Here is a 16,312-nt window from a genome sequence, read left to right on the forward strand (position 1 = left end):
CAACGGACCCGCAGCTCCCCACAACCCTCAGACGGTCAACTCAACGCCGCCCATCCTTGCGATCGACCAGGCCGGCCCGGCGAAGTGCATCGGCCATCGCGCTGTTGCCCGGCGGCGGCGCCGCCTGACGCGAGCCGCCTCCACCACCGCCGCCCCGGCCCTGCCGCTGCTGCGGAGGACGCCCACCCCGCTGTCGCCGCTCGCCGCCCTCGCCCTGTCCGCCGCCCTGCGGAGCGCTCTCGTCGTCCAGCCGCAGCGTCAGGGAGATCCGCTTGCGCGGGATGTCAATGTCCAGGACCTTCACCTTGACGATGTCGCCGGGCTTGACCACATCCCGCGGATCCTTGACGAACGTCTTCGACATCGCGGACACATGCACCAGCCCGTCCTGGTGCACACCGATGTCGACGAACGCCCCGAAGGCCGCCACGTTCGTCACGACCCCTTCGAGGACCATCCCGGAGGACAGGTCGGAGATCTTCTCGACGCCCTCCTTGAAGGTGGCGGTCTTGAACGCGGGCCGCGGGTCGCGGCCCGGCTTCTCCAGTTCCTTGAGGATGTCGGTGACGGTCGGCAGACCGAAGGTCTCGTCGACGAACTCCTGCGGCTTCAGCGACCGCAGCACAGCCGTGTTGCCGACGAGCGAGGCGACCTCCTGTCCGGACGTCTGCACCATCCGCCGTACGACGGGATAGGCCTCGGGGTGAACGCTCGACGCGTCCAGCGGGTCGTGGCCGCCCCGGATCCGCAGGAAGCCCGCGCACTGCTCGTACGCCTTCGGACCGAGCCGTGCCACGCCCTTCAGCTCGGACCGCGACTTGAACGGGCCGTTGGTGTCACGGTGCGACACGATGTTCTCGGCGAGCCCGGAGGAGATGCCGGACACGCGCGCGAGGAGGGGCGCGGAGGCCGTGTTGACGTCGACCCCGACGCCGTTCACGCAGTCCTCGACCACCGCGTCCAGCGAGCGCGACAGCTTCACTTCGGACAGGTCGTGCTGGTACTGGCCGACACCGATCGACTTCGGGTCGATCTTCACCAGCTCGGCCAGCGGGTCCTGGAGCCGGCGCGCGATCGACACCGCACCGCGCAGGGACACGTCCATGTCCGGCAGCTCCTGCGAGGCGAAGGCGGAGGCCGAGTACACGGAGGCGCCCGCCTCGGACACCATCACCTTGGTGAGCTTCAACTCCGGGTGCTTGGTGATCAGTTCACCGGCGAGCTTGTCGGTCTCCCGGGAGGCCGTGCCGTTGCCGATCGCGATCAGCTCGACCGCGTGCTCCTTCGCCAGCCGCGCCAGCTTGGCGATCGCCTCGTCCCACCGGTTCGCCGGGACGTGCGGGTGGATCACGTCGGTCGCCACGACCTTGCCGGTGGCGTCGACGACGGCGACCTTCACACCCGTACGGAAGCCCGGGTCCAGCCCCAGCGTCGAGCGCGTGCCGGCCGGGGCGGCGAGCAGCAGGTCGCGCAGGTTGGCGGCGAAGACGTTGACCGCCTCGTCCTCGGCGGCCGTACGCAGCCGAAGGCGCAGGTCGAGGCCGAGGTGGACGAGGATGCGGGTGCGCCAGGCCCAGCGGACCGTGTCCGTGAGCCACTTGTCGCCGGGGCGGCCGCGATCGGTGACGCCGAACTTCGCGGCGATCATCCCCTCGTAAGACGACGGCCCGTCTGTGGGCTCCTCCGGCTCCAGGACGAGGTCGAGGACCTCCTCCTTCTCGCCGCGCAGCATGGCGAGGATCCGGTGCGAGGGCAATGCGGTGAACGGCTCGGCGAAGTCGAAGTAGTCGGAGAACTTGGCGCCCGCCTCCTCCTTGCCCTCCCGCACCTTGGCGGCCAGCCGCCCGCGCACCCACATGCGCTCGCGCAGCTCGCCGATCAGGTCGGCGTCCTCCGAGAACCGCTCGGTGAGGATCGCCCGCGCGCCGTCCAGGGCGGCCTGCAGATCGGCGACTCCCTTGTCCGCGTCGACGAACGCCGCCGCGGCGGCCAGGGGCTCGATCGTCGGATCGCCGAGCAGGCCCTCCGCGAGGGGCTCCAGCCCGGCCTCACGCGCGATCTGCGCCTTGGTCCGCCGCTTCGGCTTGAACGGCAGGTAGATGTCCTCGAGCCGCGCCTTGGTCTCGGCGCCGCGGATCCGCGCCTCCAACTCGTCGGTGAGCTTGCCCTGCTCGCGCACCGAGTCGAGGATCGCCGCCCGCCGCTCCTCCAGCTCCCGCAGATAGCGCAGCCGCTCCTCGAGCGTGCGCAGCTGCGCATCGTCGAGCATCTCGGTCGCTTCCTTGCGGTAGCGGGCGATGAAGGGCACCGTCGAACCGCCGTCGAGCAACTCCACGGCAGCCTTGACCTGCCGCTCCCGTACGCCGAGCTCCTCGGCGATCCTGCCTTCGATGGACCCTGCTTCGATGGACCCGGGTGTCGTCACGATCCCGTACCGCCTTCTCACTGAGGTTGCGCGGCAATTGTGGCAGGTGACACCGACAATCGGGGATCGGGGCGGCACCCCGGCCCTGTCGAAGCGGGCGTGAGGTCAGAAGCGGGCGAGATCAGACCCTGCGTCGCCGCGCGCCGCCCGAGGCGCCGCCCAGCAGCCGGGCCACCGCCCGGAAAGGCAGCGTCACCACGGTGGCGATGGCCCCACCGATCTGTCGCAACACGTCAGCAATCGCACGGAGCATGGGCATCCCCTTTCTCATCCGGCCCCGGTGGCCGGGAAAGACCGAGTACCTCGCCCAGGTCACGCCATGCCCGGCGGCCGGCTCAGCCCTTGCCGAACAGATCCTCGGGGAACGCCCCGGCGGCGACCACGGCGCGGGCGAACCCGGTTGCCAGCTCCGTCAGCCGCTGCACATCCTCGGCTCCCAGGTGCTCGTAGGGCGCACGGTCCAGCCGGTCGGTCTCCTGCTCGATCTCCGCCCGGAGCGCGACCCCCTGCTCGGTCAGCTCGCCCGCCGCGTCCACCAGCCCGCGCTCCCGCAGCCGTCCCTTCGCCGCGTCCCACTCCTCCTGGCGCCAGCCACGCGTGCCGAACACCCACTTCGGCGAGAAGCCCTTGCCGGTCGCCGTGTGGGTCGCCAGCGCCTCCAGACCGTCGAGCCCGGCCGACACCAGCACCGTGAGATGCCCGTCGCCCCGGTGCTCGCGCAGCAGCGTCGCCGCGTGCCAGTACGCCAGATGCGGTTCCTCGGGCACCGGCAGGTCGGCGTGGGCGGCGTACAGCGGCCGGGCGCCGCGTGTACAGGCCTCGGCCGCCCGCAGTGCGAGACGCGCGGCCTCCGCCATCTCCGGCGAGGTCACCACCTGCTCACCCAGGAGGCGGCGCAGCGCGGAATCGACCCCACGCGCGCGTGCCGCCAGAACGGCGTCGGGTGAGGCGATCGCCCACACCGCCGGCACATGCCGGGCCACCAGCTCGTACTTGTAGTTGTAGAACGTCGCCGCCACCGTCCCGGGCCCCACCGGACCCAACGCGGCCGCCCGCACGGCGAAATTGACGGCCCTGGGGTCCGTGACCCCGAGCGCGCCCAGCTCCTTGCCGACCTCGGGTGCGAAGTAGTGCGCGGAGTGCAGGGCGTTGAGCGCGTTGTGGCAGCGCCGGCCGGCGCGCGGATCGATGGTGGCAACAGTCATGCCGCGAACATTACTGACCGGTCGGTTCGTGCTCCACAGTCCCCTGGCCGAGGGCGGAAAAGGTGGGGAACTCGTCATTGCGGCCATCTTCAGGCTCACCCAGAATCGGTGGCATGGCGCAGCGAACCGTTCTCGTCCTCCTCTTCGACGGCGTGCAGAGCCTCGATGTCACCGGCCCGGTGGAGGTCTTCGCGGGGGCGGAGAAACACACGCCGGGGACGTATCGCATCCGTACGGCCTCCCTGGACGGCGCCCCCGTGCGTACGTCCAGCGGCCTGACCCTCGTACCGGACGGGGCCCTGGACGCGGTACCCGACCCGCACACCCTCCTCGTCCCCGGCGGTCAGGGCACCCGCCGCCCGGACGTGCGTCTCGCCGACTGGCTACGCGAGCACGGCCCGCGTGCCGAACGCCTGGTCTCCGTCTGCACCGGGGCGATCCTGCTCGCCGAGGCGGGCCTCCTGGACGGCCGCCGCGCCACGACCCACTGGGCGTACGCCGACAAGCTGGCCTGCGACCACCCGGCCGTGCGGGTCGACGCCGACCCCATCTACATCCGCGACGGCCAGGTGTCCACGTCGGCGGGTGTCACCTCCGGCATCGACCTCGCGCTCGCCCTGGTCGAGGAGGACCTGGGACGTGAGGTGGCCCTGACGATCGCCCGCCACCTGGTGGTCTTCCTACGCCGCCCGGGGAACCAGGCCCAGTTCAGCGCCCAGCTCGCCGCCCAGACCGCACAGCGCGAACCGCTCCGCGAGGTCCAGCAGTGGATCACCGAGCATCCGGACGCCGATCTGACCGTCGAGTCACTGGCCGCCCGCGCCCGCCTCTCGCCCCGCCACTTCGCCCGCGCCTTCCAGACCGAGACCGGCATGACCCCAGGCCGGTACGTCGACCGCGTCCGCCTCGAACACGCCCGCCGCCTGCTGGAGGACACGAGCTACGGCATCGAGGAGATATCGCGCACCAGCGGCTACGGCACCCCCGAGGCCATGCGGCGTGCCTTCGTGAAGTCCCTGGGGACGGCCCCGGCCGAGTACCGCCGCCGCTTCCGCCCCGCACCCGCCCGTTGAACGCCCGCCGAAAGGAATCCGATGCAGATCGCCCTGGTCGTGTTCGACCGGTTCACCGCCCTCGACGCCGTCGGCCCCTACGAGATCCTGTCCCGCACACCGGACGCGGAGACCGTCTTCGTCGCCAAGGAGGCCGGACCCGTCCGCTCGGACAACGGAGCCCTCGCCCTCATCGCCGACAAGGCCCTGGACGAGGTGCCCAGGCCCGACATCGTGGTGGTGGCCGGCGGTCCCGGCCAGGGCGCGCTGATGGAGGACGGTCACCTGCTGGACTGGCTGCGCGCGGTCGACGCCACCAGCACCTGGACCACCTCCGTGTGCACGGGCTCCCTGCTGCTCGCCGCCGCCGGACTCCTCCGGGGCCGCCGGGCGACCTCGCACTGGCTGGCGCTGGAGCAGCTGAAGCGGTTCGGCGCCGAACCGACGGGGGAGCGGGTCGTCCTCGACAGCAAGTACGTCACCGCGGCCGGCGTCTCGTCCGGCATCGACATGGCGCTCACCCTGCTCGGGCGCATCGCCGGCGACGACCACGCCCAAGCCGTACAACTGGCCACGGAGTACGACCCTCAGCCGCCGTACGACGCCGGGTCACCGCAGAAGGCGCCCGCGCACATCGTCGACGCCCTCCGCTCGCGCAGCCGGTTCATCATGACGTAGTCCAGGTGAAGCGCGGCGGCCTGCGCTCCAGGAACGCGGCGACGCCCTCCGCGGTGTCGCCGCTGCCGCGCGCCTGCTCGGCCCAGTGGGTGTCCCGGTCGGTGCGCCCGTTCGCGAACTCCTTCGCCGCGGCCTGTGTCAGCTGGGACCGGGAGACCAGGATCCGGGCGAACTCCGCGACCCGCTTGTCGAGTTCGCCCTCGGGCAGCACCTCGTCGACCAGACCGGTGCGCAGCGCCCGCTCCGCGTCGATCAACTCGCCCGAGAACAGCAGGTACTTGGCCGTCGCCGGACCCACCAGCGACACCAACCGCCGCGTGGAGGACGCCGGATACACGATCCCCAGCTTCGCCGGCGTCACCCCGAACAGCGCGCCCTCCTCGGCGAACCGCAGATCACAGGCCGCCGCCAGCTGCGAGCCACCGCCCACACAGTGCCCGCGGACCGCCGCCAGCGTCGGCTTCGGAAACGCGGCAAGGGCGTCCTCCGCATCCACCGCGAGGCCCTGCGCCTCGTCCGGCGACCCCCGGAGCGTGGAGATGTCGGCCCCGGCACAGAACGTCCCGCCCTCGCCGGTCAGCACCAGGGCCCGTACGTCCGGGTCGGCGGCCAGCCGGTCGAGCAGCGGCGGCAGCGACCGCCACATGTCGGCGGTCATGGCGTTGCGCTTGGCCGGATGACGGATGACGACGGTGGCCACCGAGTCGGTGACACCGTGCAGCAGCTGCGGCTCCATGCGCCGGATGCTATCCGCCCGTACAACCCGAATAGTTTGTGAAGTCGGCACAAGGGGGGTCAGGAGCAGTCCCACAACTGACCGTGTCATACGCCAACGATCAGAACCGCTCGATATCAGCTGACTTCTGTTCAGTCCTCGGGGCCGCGGTGACCGGGTGCCAACACTCAAGGTGTGGTGACAATCGAGCGCAAGGGTGGCGACCGGACCATGGATGACCACGGGCCCGATCCGCTGCCGTACGAGGGGGTCTGGCGGTTCACCGCTCCGGCTGTCGACGTGTCGGTCCCGCAGGCCCGGCACGCCGTGCGGGACCTGCTCTTCCGTCAGAGGGTGCCGGTCTCGGACGACCTGGTCCAGGGCCTACTGCTGATCGTCTCGGAGCTGGTCACGAATGCCGTGCGGCATGCGGCGCTGCTGTCACCGATGCTAGCCGTGGAGGTCGCCGTGGGCGCCGAGTGGGTGCGGGTGTCGGTGGAGGACAACCACCCCTACCGCCCCACCGCCCTGGAGGCCGACCACGGCCAGACGGGCGGCCGGGGGCTGCTGCTGGTGCGCGAGATCGCCCGGGAGGCGGGCGGGGTGTGCGACGTCGAGCACACCGCGAGCGGCGGCAAGGTGATCTGGGCCGCCCTGCCGCTCACCCCCGCGCGCGTGCTGTAACCCCGCTCACCAGCCGGCCGACGGGCCCGTCAGCTCTCTGACCGCGGGACGGGCCGCGTCCAGCACGGTCATGAACCAGGAGGAGAACACGTCCTTCGCGTGCCGCTCCGCCAGCTCGGCCGGGGTCACGAAGGCCGTCGCGCCGACCTCCTCCGGGTCGGGCCGCAGCGGCGCCTGCATCATGCCGACGAAGAGGTGGTTGTACTCCTGCTCCACCAGCCCCGAGGCCGGGTCCGGGTGGTTGTAGCGGACCGTGCCCGCCTCGGCGAGCAGCGAGGGCGAGGCGCCCAGCTCCTCGTACGTCCGCCGGGCCGCCGCCGCGAAGGGGGCCTCGCCCGGGTAGGGGTGGCCGCAGCAGGTGTTGGACCACACGCCGGGGGAGTGGTACTTGCCCAGCGCCCGCTGCTGGAGCAGCAGCCGGCCGTGGTCGTCGAAGAGGAAGACGGAGAAGGCGCGGTGCAGCTGCCCTGGCGGCTGATGGGCGGCGAGCTTCTCCGCGGTGCCGATCGTCACGCCCTTCTCGTCGACCAGTTCCAGCAAGATCGCGTCCGCGGTGCCGTTCGACGAGCTGTGCGTCGCGGTGGCAGGTGTGATCGGCATACCCATCCTTCGCATCGGTCTTCGCGCCCCAAGTGTGCCGTACGAATCCGGCACTCCCGGCACTTCGCAGCACGCCCGCATGTCCGCGCCGGGCGGGGGCCCGGTTGTTGATCGTGCCCGGCGTCCCGGGCGGAGAACCGCCCCGGGTGGGGCTGTGAGAGGGAGGACGCAAGCGCGCGCCGGACCGATGCGCTCCACGTGCGCCGGTTACGAACGCGCCGCACGCGCGCGGGTTGCCGATGTGCTTCCCGCGCGCCGGTCTCAGTGGCAGAGCCGTGCCTCATGCTCCGCGTGACCGTGGGGCTCCAGCTGGAACGTGCAGTGCTCGACGTCGAAGTGGTCGCCGAGGCAGCCCTGGAGCTCGTGCAGCATCTTCTCGTGGCCGATCGCGTTCAGCACGTCGGAGCGCACGACGACGTGTACGGACAGGACCGGCATGCCGGAGGTGATCGTCCAGGCGTGCAGGTCGTGGACGTCCTCGACGCCGTCGAGGGCCAGTATGTGCGCCCGTACCTCCGCCATGTCGACGTCCTTCGGGGCCGACTCCAGCAGGACGTCGAGGGTCTCGCGCAGCAGCTTCATGGTCCGGGGCACGATCATCAGGCCGATGACCAGCGAGGCGATCGGGTCGGCGGCCTGCCAGCCCGTGGTGAGGATCACGGCCGCGGAGATCAGCACCGCGACCGAGCCCAGCGCGTCCGCCGCCACCTCCAGGAACGCCCCGCGCACGTTCAGGCTCTCCTTCTGACCGCGCATGAGCAGCGACAGCGACACCAGGTTCGCGACCAGACCGATCAGGCCGAACACGATCATCGGGCCGCCCTCGGTGCCGGCCGGCGTGAAGAACCGCTGGATCGCCTCGAACAGCACATAGCCGCCGACCCCGAGCAGCAGCAGACAGTTGGCGAGGGCGGCGAGGATCTCGGCGCGGGCGTACCCGAAGGTGCGCTTGCCGGTGGCCGGGCGGCCCGAGAAGTGGATCGCGAGAAGGGCCATGCCGAGGCCCAGCGCGTCCGTCGCCATGTGCGCCGCGTCGGCGACGAGGGCGAGCGAGTCGGCGACGATGCCGCCGACGATCTCGACCACCATGACGCCGAGCGTGATCGACAGCGCGACGCGCAGTCGGCCGCGGTACGCGGCGGTCGCCGTACCGCCGGCGGATGCGCCGTGCGCATGCCCGTGATCGTGCCCAGCCCCCATGGCGGCAGCCCTCCTGTGTTCCGTCCGGGATCACAGTGAACTACGGGCGGGGGGTATCGGGCAACGCGGCACTGAACACCGTTGTCATATGCTCTGACCTGCGCAAACGAAGTGCAGGTCAGTCGGTCGGCGATCGGTTTGAGCCATGCGTGGCCGTCCGCCGTTCCCTGTCGCGAATATCCGTTCTGCGACCGCGATTTTGTGTCCCGGGCATGCGATCCGCGATGATGATCACGGCAAAGGCGAAGGCAGATCGTGTCGACCGGACCATGAACGGTCGGTGAACACGACCTTCCCATCATCCGATAGCCTCTGCCGACATGCCGCCCGCCTGGTGCAGCCAAGGGCGCCCCCACCATGTACGTGACCGGCGCGGAGCGTCGGCAGCCCCAGGGAGTGAGTTCGGTTGTCGACCGCCATCCTCACCGGTCAGCCGGTCCCCGGATCGTCGATCGAGGGTGATCTGCGGTCGCTCGGCTTCGAGGTGCGGACCGCGTCCGACGCCGCCGACGCGTCGACGCTGCTCGCCGAGGTCCCCGGTGACCAGCGGGTCGCCGTCGTCGACACCCGCTTCGTCGGCCATCTGCACGCCCTGCGCCTCGGCCTCACCGACCCGCGCTTCCCGCTCGCCGCGATCCCGGGTGCCGTGACCGCCCAGCCCGGCGCCCGTCAGGCGCTGACCCGGGCGATGGCCCACGAGAACGCCGCCCGCGGCGCGCTGCTGGTGGACAGCCTCGCCGACCGCGTCGCCGCCGCCCTCGACGCCGACGTGCACCGCCCGGACCTCGGCAGCCTCGTCGCCGCCGTTCCGGCCGACCCGCAGGCCCGCAACGAGGCGCGGCAGGCCGTCGCCGCCGTCGACGACGAGGCCGTACGCCTGAAGTCGGCCGTGAAGGCCCGCGACGGCTTCTTCACGACCTTCTGCATCAGCCCGTACTCGCGCTATCTGGCCCGCTGGTGCGCCCGCCGCGGCCTCACCCCGAACCAGGTCACCACCGCCTCCCTGCTCACCGCGCTCATCGCGGCCGGCTGCGCGGCCACCGGCACCCGGGGCGGATTCATAGCCGCCGGCCTGCTGCTCCTCTTCTCCTTCGTCCTGGACTGCGCCGACGGACAGCTCGCCCGCTACTCCCTGCAGTACTCGACGCTCGGCGCCTGGCTGGACGCCACCTTCGACCGGGCCAAGGAGTACGCCTACTACGCGGGCCTCGCCCTCGGCGCGGCCCGCGGCGGCGACGACGTATGGGCCCTGGCGCTGGGCGCGATGGTCCTCCAGACCTGCCGGCACGTCGTCGACTTCTCCTTCAACGAGGCGAACCACGACGCCACCGCCAACACCAGCCCCACCGCGGCCCTTTCGGGCAAGCTCGACAGCGTCGGCTGGACGGTCTGGGTACGCCGGATGATCGTCCTGCCGATCGGCGAACGCTGGGCGATGATCGCGGTCCTGACGGCGGTCACCACGCCGCGCATCACCTTCTACGCGCTGCTCATCGGGTGCGCCTTCGCGGCGACGTACACCACGGCGGGCCGCGTGCTGCGCTCGCTGACGCGCAAGGCTCGGCGCACGGACCGGGCGGCGCAGGCGCTCGCGGACCTCGCGGACTCCGGTCCGCTCACCGAACTGATCCTTCGCGCGGGGCGTGGCACTTATCCCCGTGGTGGTTATTACGCCGCTTTTGCCGGCGGTCTCCTGGTGGTGATCTCCGCCGCACTTTGGGGCGCCGGATGGCAGACCGTTCTGTGCGCCGTCGCCTACGTCGTCCTGTCCGCCGTCGCCGTCCAGAACCCGCTCAAAGGCACTCTGGACTGGCTGGTTCCGCCTGTCTTCCGCGCCGCTGAATACGGGACCGTCCTCATCCTGGCGGCTGAATCAAAGGTGAACGGAGCGCTTCCCGCGGCTTTCGGCCTGGTGGCCGCTGTCGCCTACCATCACTACGACACGGTCTATCGCATCCGCGGCGACGCGGGCGCCCCGCCGAAGTGGCTGGTGCGGGCGGTCGGGGGGCACGAGGGCCGGACGCTGGTGGTCGTCGTGCTGGCCGCGCTGCTCACCGGCGCGCAGTTCGAGGTCGCGCTCACGGTCCTCGCCGGGGCCGTCGCCCTGGTGGTGCTCGTCGAGAGCATCCGCTTCTGGGTGGCCTCCCATTTGGGCGGCGCACCCGCCGTACACGACGAAGGAGAACCCGCATGATCGGCCTCGTGCTGGCGGCAGGCGCCGGACGGCGTCTGCGCCCCTACACCGACACCTTGCCGAAGGCACTGGTGCCGGTGGGGCCCGCGGGCATCGAGGGCGAACCGACCGTGCTGGACCTCACCCTCGCCAACTTCGCCGAGATCGGCCTCACCGAGGCCGCGGTCATCGTCGGCTACCGCAAGGAGGCCGTGTACGAGCGCAGGGCCGCCCTCGAAGCGAAGTACGGCCTCACGCTCACGCTCATCGACAACGACAAGGCCGAGGAGTGGAACAACGCCTACTCCCTGTGGTGCGGCCGTGACGCCCTCAAGGACGGCGTGATCCTCGCCAACGGCGACACCGTCCACCCGGTCTCCGTCGAGAAGACGCTGCTCGCCGCCCGCGACGACTTCAAGCAGATCATTCTGGCCGTCGATACGGTCAAACCCCTCGGGGACGAGGAGATGAAGGTCGTCGTCGATCCCGACCTGGGCGTCCAGCGGATCACCAAGCTGATGGACCCGGCCGAGGCGACCGGCGAGTACATCGGCGTCACCCTCATCGAGGGCGAGGCCGTCCCCGAGCTGGTCGACGCGCTGAAGACCGTGTGGCAGGCCGACCCGCAGCAGTTCTACGAGCACGCCTACCAGGAGCTGATCAACGTCGGCTTCACCATCGATGCCGCACCGATCGGCGACGTCAATTGGGTCGAGATCGACAACCACGCCGATCTCGCCCGGGGACGGGAGATCGCGTGCCGCTACTGACCAGGCTCATCCCCTCCCCGGTCGTCGTCGACATCCGTCCGGGTGCCCTCGACGACCTGGGCGACGTGCTCGCCGACGAGCGCATCTCGCACTCCGGCAAGCTCGCCGTCGCGGTCAGCGGCGGCTCCGGCGCCAAGCTGCGCGAGCGCATCGCCCCCTCGCTGCCGGGCGCCACCTGGTACGAGGTGGACGGCGGCACCCTCGACGACGCGATCCGGCTGGCCGCCGAGATGAAGGCCGGCCGCTATGACGCGGTCGTCGGGCTCGGCGGCGGCAAGATCATCGACTGTGCCAAGTTCGCCGCGGCGCGGGTCGGCCTGCCGCTGGTCGCCGTACCGACCAACCTCGCGCACGACGGCCTCTGCTCGCCGGTCGCGACCCTCGACAACGACGCGGGCCGCGGTTCGTACGGTGTGCCCAACCCGATCGCCGTCGTCATCGACCTGGATGTGATCCGCGAGGCACCGGCCCGGTTCGTGCGCGCCGGCATCGGCGACGCGATCTCCAACATCTCGGCGATCGCCGACTGGGAACTCGCGGTCCGCGTCAAGGGCGAGAAGATCGACGGCCTCGCCGCGGCCATGGCCCGCCAGGCCGGCGAGGCCGTGCTCAGACACCCCGGCGGCATCGGGGACAACGACTTCCTCCAGGTGCTCGCCGAGGCGCTGGTGCTCAGCGGCATCGCCATGTCCGTGTCGGGCGACTCCCGCCCGTCCTCCGGGGCCTGCCACGAGATCAACCACGCCTTCGACCTGCTCCACCCGCGCCGCGCCGCCGCCCACGGCGAGCAGTGCGGGCTCGGCGCCGCCTTCGCGATGTGGCTGCGCGGAGCCCACGAGGAGTCGGTCCACATGGCCGGGGTGCTGCGCCGGCACGGACTGCCGGTGCTGCCGGAGGAGATCGGCTTCACGACCGAGGAGTTCATCGAGGTCGTGGAGTTCGCCCCCCAGACCCGGCCCGGCCGCTACACGATCCTCGAACACCTCGACCTCACCACCGACCAGATCAAGGACACCTACGCCGACTATGTCAAGGCCATCGGTAGCTGAACTCCGCCCGGTCGTGCACCCCGCCGGGGTCAAGGACCGGCGCAGCGGTGAGCACTGGGCGGGACGCCTCTACATGCGCGAGGTGTCCCTGCGGATCACGCGTTCCCTGGTGACCACCAAGGTCACGCCCAACCAGCTCACGTACCTGATGACCCTCTGCGGCGTGCTCGCGGCCCCCGCCCTGCTGGTGCCGGGGATCGCGGGCGCCGTGCTCGGCGTGCTGATGGTCCAGCTCTATCTGCTGCTCGACTGCGTCGACGGCGAAGTCGCGCGCTGGAAGCAGCAGTTCTCGCTCGGCGGGGTCTACCTGGACCGGGTCGGCGCCTATCTGTGCGATGCCGCGGTGCTCGTCGGCTTCGGCCTGCGCGCCGCCGACCTGTGGGGCTCCGGGCGCGTCGACTGGCTGTGGGCGTTCCTCGGCACCCTGGCCGCCCTCGGCGCGATCCTGATCAAGGCCGAGACCGACCTCGTCGGCGTCGCCCGCCACCAGGGCGGACTGCCGCCGGTCAAGGAGGCGGCGTCCGAGCCCCGTTCCTCCGGCATGGCGCTGGCCCGCAGAGCGGCCGCGGCGCTGAACTTCCACCGGCTGGTGCTCGGCATCGAGGCGTCCCTGCTGATCCTGGTCCTGGCCGTCCTGGACACGATGCGCGGCGACCTGTTCTTCTCCCGGCTCGGCGTCGCGGTGCTGGCCGGTATCGCGCTGGTGCAGACCCTGCTGCACCTGGTCTCCATCCTCGCGTCGAGCAGGCTCCGGTGAGCCCCGGGATGAAGGTCGGGGCGGTCATCATCACCATGGGCAACCGCCCCGAGGAGCTCAGGGCCCTGCTCGACTCGGTCGCCAAGCAGGACGGCGACCCGGTCGAGGCGGTCGTCGTCGGCAACGGCTCACCCGTCCCCGACGTCCCCGACGGCGTCCGCACGATCGAGCTGCCCGAGAACCTCGGCATCCCCGGCGGCCGCAACGTCGGCATCGAGGCTTTCGGGCCCAGTGGCCGGGATGTCGACATATTGCTCTTCCTCGACGACGACGGCCTGCTCGCCCACCACGACACCGCCGAGCTGTGCCGCCGGGCCTTCGCGGCCGACCCCAAGCTCGGCATCATCAGCTTCCGCATCGCCGACCCGGACACCGGCGAGACCCAGCGCCGTCATGTGCCCAGGCTGCGTGCCTCCGACCCGCTGCGCTCCTCCCGGGTCACCACGTTCCTCGGCGGCGCCAACGCCGTACGCACCCAGGTTCTCGCCGAAGTCGGCGGGCTCCCGGACGAATTCTTCTACGCACACGAGGAAACCGACCTCGCATGGCGGGCCCTCGACGCGGGCTGGATGATCGACTACCGGTCCGACATGGTGCTGTACCACCCGACGACCGCGCCCTCGCGGCACGCGGTCTATCACCGCATGGTCGCCCGCAACCGCGTCTGGCTCGCCCGCCGCAACCTTCCCGCCCCCCTGGTCCCCGTCTACCTGGGCGTCTGGATGCTGCTCACCCTGCTGCGCCGCCCCACGCGGCCCGCGCTCCGGGCGTGGTTCGGCGGATTCCGGGAAGGCTGGACGACCGGGTGCGGGCCCCGCAGGCCCATGAAGTGGCGTACGGTGTGGCGGCTGACTCGACTGGGCCGACCCCCCGTCATCTGACAAGCTCGGTCCTGAGAGCACCCGGCCGTCACCCACGGCCGCCGGCTCATGCCCTGCCCGCACAGGCTGCGCATCTCGAAGACGAAAGTTTCTTTTGGTGAGTGAGACAACGCACGACGGTGGAGTCGCGGTGAGCGCGGCTCCGTCGCCCGACGAGCGACTGACCGCGGCCCAGCTCGCCGCGAAGTACGGACTGTCCGTGAGCGGCGCCCGCCCCTCACTCGTGGAATACGTCCGCCAGCTCTGGGACCGGCGTCACTTCATTCTCGCCTTCTCCCGGGCGAAGCTGACCGCTCAGTACAGCCAGGCGAAGCTCGGCCAGCTCTGGCAGGTGGTCACGCCGCTGCTGAACGCGGCCGTGTACTTCTTCATCTTCGGCGTCATCCTCGAGGCCGACCGGGGCATGTCCCGCGAGGTGTACATCCCGTTCCTGGTCACCGGCGTCTTCGTGTTCAGCTTCACCCAGAGCTCGGTGCTGGCGGGCGTCCGCGCGATCTCCGGCAACCTCGGCCTGGTCCGCGCCCTGCACTTCCCGCGCGCCTCGCTGCCGGTGTCCTTCGCGCTCCAGCAGCTCCAGCAGCTGCTCTACTCGATGATCGTGCTGTTCGCCATCACCATGATCTTCGGCAGCTTCCCGGACCTGTCCTGGGCCCTGATCGTCCCGGCGCTCGCCCTGCAGTTCCTCTTCAACACCGGCCTCGCGCTGATCATGGCCCGGGCCGGCTCCAAGACCCCGGACCTCGCGCAGCTGATGCCGTTCGTGATGCGTACATGGATGTACGCGTCCGGCGTGATGTACTCCATCCCGATCATGCTGGCCGACAAGCCCCAGTGGATCGCCAACGTCCTGCAGTGGAACCCGGCCGCCATCTACATGGACCTGATGCGCTTCGCGCTCATCGACGGCTACGGCTCCGAGAACCTCCCGGAGCATGTGTGGGCGGCCGCGCTCGGCTGGTCCGTGCTGCTCGCCGTCGGCGGCTTCGTCTACTTCTGGAAGGCGGAGGAGAGGTACGGCCGTGGCTGAGCAACCGAGGGACGAACGGATCCCCACCGTCATCGCCGACGACCTGCACATCGTCTACCGCGTCAACGGTGCCAAGGCCGGCAAGGGCAGCGCCACGGCGGCGCTCAGTCGCATGCTCAAGCGCGGCGAGGAACGCGGAGTGCGCAAGGTGCACGCCGTGCGAGGCGTGTCCTTCGTCGCCTACCGCGGCGAGGCCGTCGGCCTGATCGGCTCCAACGGCTCCGGCAAGTCGACGCTGCTGCGCGCCATCGCCGGTCTGCTCCCCGCCGAGAGCGGCAAGGTCTACACCGACGGCCAGCCCTCGCTGCTCGGGGTGAACGCGGCTCTGATGAACGACCTCACCGGCGAACGGAACGTCATATTGGGCGGGCTCGCCATGGGCATGTCCCGCGAGGAGATCAAGGAGCGCTACGAGGAGATCGTCGAGTTCTCCGGCATCAACGAGAAGGGTGACTTCATCACCCTGCCCATGCGCACCTACTCCTCCGGCATGGCGGCCCGGCTGCGTTTCTCCATCGCCGCCGCCAAGGACCACGACGTCCTGATGATCGACGAGGCGCTGGCCACCGGTGACCGCAAGTTCCAGAAGCGCTCCGAGGAACGCATCCGCGAACTGCGCAAGAGCGCGGGCACGGTGTTCCTGGTCAGTCACAACAACAAGTCGATCCGGGACACCTGCAACCGCGTCCTGTGGCTGGAACGCGGCGAGCTGCGCATGGACGGACCTACTGAAGAGGTCATCAAGGAGTACGAGAAGTTCACGGGCAAGTAGTCCACCCGGATCCGGGCGAAAGGCCCACCACGCTTCGCAGGGCCCCGCAGGAACCCTTCCGGCGGGGCTCCGCGTCTGCAAAGGAAACGTCAACTTCGGTCGACTCTAGGAATCTTGGTGCCAATCGGTGTGTTCTTGTGATGCGCAGGACACCCCGACGGACCATGTTGCGTTGTACAACGTAAGCTGTACCGGTCCCGATAAGCGGCAAGTGGGGCGATAATACGCGACACCCCCACGCCGGGGCGGCCGCGCTGAGGACCGGGTGGCGTGTCCGAAATAGTGCGTATTGGGTCGACGGTGTAGAACGGGAGATGTGACGGC

The 16,312-nt window shown here is 70.5% G+C and carries 16 protein-coding genes; 10 read left to right on the forward strand and 6 right to left on the reverse strand.

Going from position 1 to position 16,312, the window contains the following annotated elements; all coding sequences use genetic code 11:
- Positions 1 to 40: 40 nt before the first annotated feature.
- The 3 genes from KCH48_RS18285 to KCH48_RS18290 all read right to left on the reverse strand — a co-directional run bounded on the left by KCH48_RS18285 (position 41) and on the right by KCH48_RS18290 (position 3,630).
- A complete protein-coding gene (locus KCH48_RS18285) occupies positions 41 to 2,425 on the reverse strand; it encodes a Tex family protein (protein ID WP_210575362.1) in 2,385 nt (794 codons plus the stop codon).
- A 121-nt stretch (positions 2,426 to 2,546) separates the two neighbouring features.
- Complete coding sequence (locus tag KCH48_RS42925) at positions 2,547 to 2,678, reverse strand: LPFR motif small protein (RefSeq protein WP_282615148.1); 132 nt, start codon at positions 2,676 to 2,678, stop codon at positions 2,547 to 2,549.
- 82 nt (positions 2,679 to 2,760) lie between these two features.
- Entirely contained in the window at positions 2,761 to 3,630 is an 870-nt protein-coding gene (locus KCH48_RS18290; RefSeq protein ID WP_210575363.1) for a hypothetical protein, read from the reverse strand.
- 113 nt (positions 3,631 to 3,743) lie between these two features.
- Between KCH48_RS18290 and KCH48_RS18295 the strand changes: the two genes are divergently transcribed.
- Both KCH48_RS18295 and KCH48_RS18300 read left to right on the forward strand, forming a co-directional pair.
- On the forward strand, positions 3,744 to 4,703 hold the full coding sequence (locus KCH48_RS18295) for a GlxA family transcriptional regulator (RefSeq protein WP_210575365.1): 960 nt from the start codon (positions 3,744 to 3,746) through the stop codon (positions 4,701 to 4,703).
- Between the two features lie 21 nt (positions 4,704 to 4,724).
- Positions 4,725 to 5,360, forward strand: a complete 636-nt coding sequence (locus KCH48_RS18300) for a DJ-1/PfpI family protein (RefSeq protein ID WP_210575366.1) — start codon at positions 4,725 to 4,727, stop codon at positions 5,358 to 5,360.
- Here the strand turns inward: KCH48_RS18300 and KCH48_RS18305 are convergent.
- The gene (locus KCH48_RS18305) at positions 5,350 to 6,096 is read right to left on the reverse strand and encodes an enoyl-CoA hydratase/isomerase family protein (RefSeq protein ID WP_210575367.1); all 747 of its coding nucleotides are present in this window, start codon (positions 6,094 to 6,096) and stop codon (positions 5,350 to 5,352) included. The genes KCH48_RS18300 and KCH48_RS18305 overlap by 11 nt on opposite strands.
- 174 nt (positions 6,097 to 6,270) lie before the next feature.
- On the opposite strand from KCH48_RS18305, the gene KCH48_RS18310 reads away from it, so the two are divergent.
- Positions 6,271 to 6,759, forward strand: coding sequence for an ATP-binding protein (locus KCH48_RS18310; RefSeq protein WP_210575368.1), 489 nt, complete (start codon positions 6,271 to 6,273; stop codon positions 6,757 to 6,759).
- A 6-nt stretch (positions 6,760 to 6,765) separates the two neighbouring features.
- Here the strand turns inward: KCH48_RS18310 and idi are convergent, their stop codons facing one another.
- Together idi and KCH48_RS18320 are read right to left on the reverse strand one after the other, a co-directional pair.
- Positions 6,766 to 7,359, reverse strand: a complete 594-nt coding sequence (idi, locus tag KCH48_RS18315; RefSeq protein WP_210575369.1) for an isopentenyl-diphosphate Delta-isomerase — start codon at positions 7,357 to 7,359, stop codon at positions 6,766 to 6,768.
- 261 nt (positions 7,360 to 7,620) lie between these two features.
- Positions 7,621 to 8,559 (reverse strand): cation diffusion facilitator family transporter, encoded by a 939-nt coding sequence (locus tag KCH48_RS18320; protein ID WP_210575371.1) that lies wholly within the window; start codon positions 8,557 to 8,559, stop codon positions 7,621 to 7,623.
- A gap of 406 nt (positions 8,560 to 8,965) precedes the next feature.
- Between KCH48_RS18320 and KCH48_RS18325 the strand changes: the two genes are divergently transcribed.
- The 7 genes from KCH48_RS18325 (at position 8,966) to KCH48_RS18355 (ending at position 15,988) form a co-directional block, all read left to right on the forward strand.
- Positions 8,966 to 10,753 carry a DUF5941 domain-containing protein gene (locus tag KCH48_RS18325; RefSeq protein WP_210575373.1) on the forward strand — a complete coding sequence of 596 codons (1,788 nt, stop codon included), beginning with the start codon at positions 8,966 to 8,968 and terminating at the stop codon, positions 10,751 to 10,753.
- Complete coding sequence (locus KCH48_RS18330) at positions 10,750 to 11,502, forward strand: sugar phosphate nucleotidyltransferase (RefSeq protein ID WP_210575374.1); 753 nt, start codon at positions 10,750 to 10,752, stop codon at positions 11,500 to 11,502. Before KCH48_RS18325 ends, KCH48_RS18330 begins: the two co-directional genes overlap by 4 nt.
- Positions 11,490 to 12,551, forward strand: a complete 1,062-nt coding sequence (locus KCH48_RS18335; protein ID WP_210575375.1) for an iron-containing alcohol dehydrogenase family protein — start codon at positions 11,490 to 11,492, stop codon at positions 12,549 to 12,551. The genes KCH48_RS18330 and KCH48_RS18335 overlap by 13 nt, the downstream gene beginning before the upstream one ends.
- Complete coding sequence (locus tag KCH48_RS18340; protein WP_210575376.1) at positions 12,529 to 13,308, forward strand: CDP-alcohol phosphatidyltransferase family protein; 780 nt, start codon at positions 12,529 to 12,531, stop codon at positions 13,306 to 13,308. The genes KCH48_RS18335 and KCH48_RS18340 overlap by 23 nt, the downstream gene beginning before the upstream one ends.
- Positions 13,305 to 14,189 carry a glycosyltransferase family 2 protein gene (locus tag KCH48_RS18345; protein ID WP_210575377.1) on the forward strand — a complete coding sequence of 295 codons (885 nt, stop codon included), beginning with the start codon at positions 13,305 to 13,307 and terminating at the stop codon, positions 14,187 to 14,189. Before KCH48_RS18340 ends, KCH48_RS18345 begins: the two co-directional genes overlap by 4 nt.
- A 97-nt stretch (positions 14,190 to 14,286) precedes the next feature.
- A complete protein-coding gene (locus KCH48_RS18350) occupies positions 14,287 to 15,216 on the forward strand; it encodes an ABC transporter permease (protein WP_210575378.1) in 930 nt (309 codons plus the stop codon).
- Positions 15,209 to 15,988, forward strand: coding sequence for an ABC transporter ATP-binding protein (locus KCH48_RS18355; protein ID WP_210575379.1), 780 nt, complete (start codon positions 15,209 to 15,211; stop codon positions 15,986 to 15,988). Before KCH48_RS18350 ends, KCH48_RS18355 begins: the two co-directional genes overlap by 8 nt.
- Positions 15,989 to 16,312: the final 324 nt, after the last annotated feature.

Source organism: Streptomyces sp. GESEQ-4 (assembly GCF_017948455.1).
Taxonomy (GTDB): domain Bacteria; phylum Actinomycetota; class Actinomycetes; order Streptomycetales; family Streptomycetaceae; genus Streptomyces.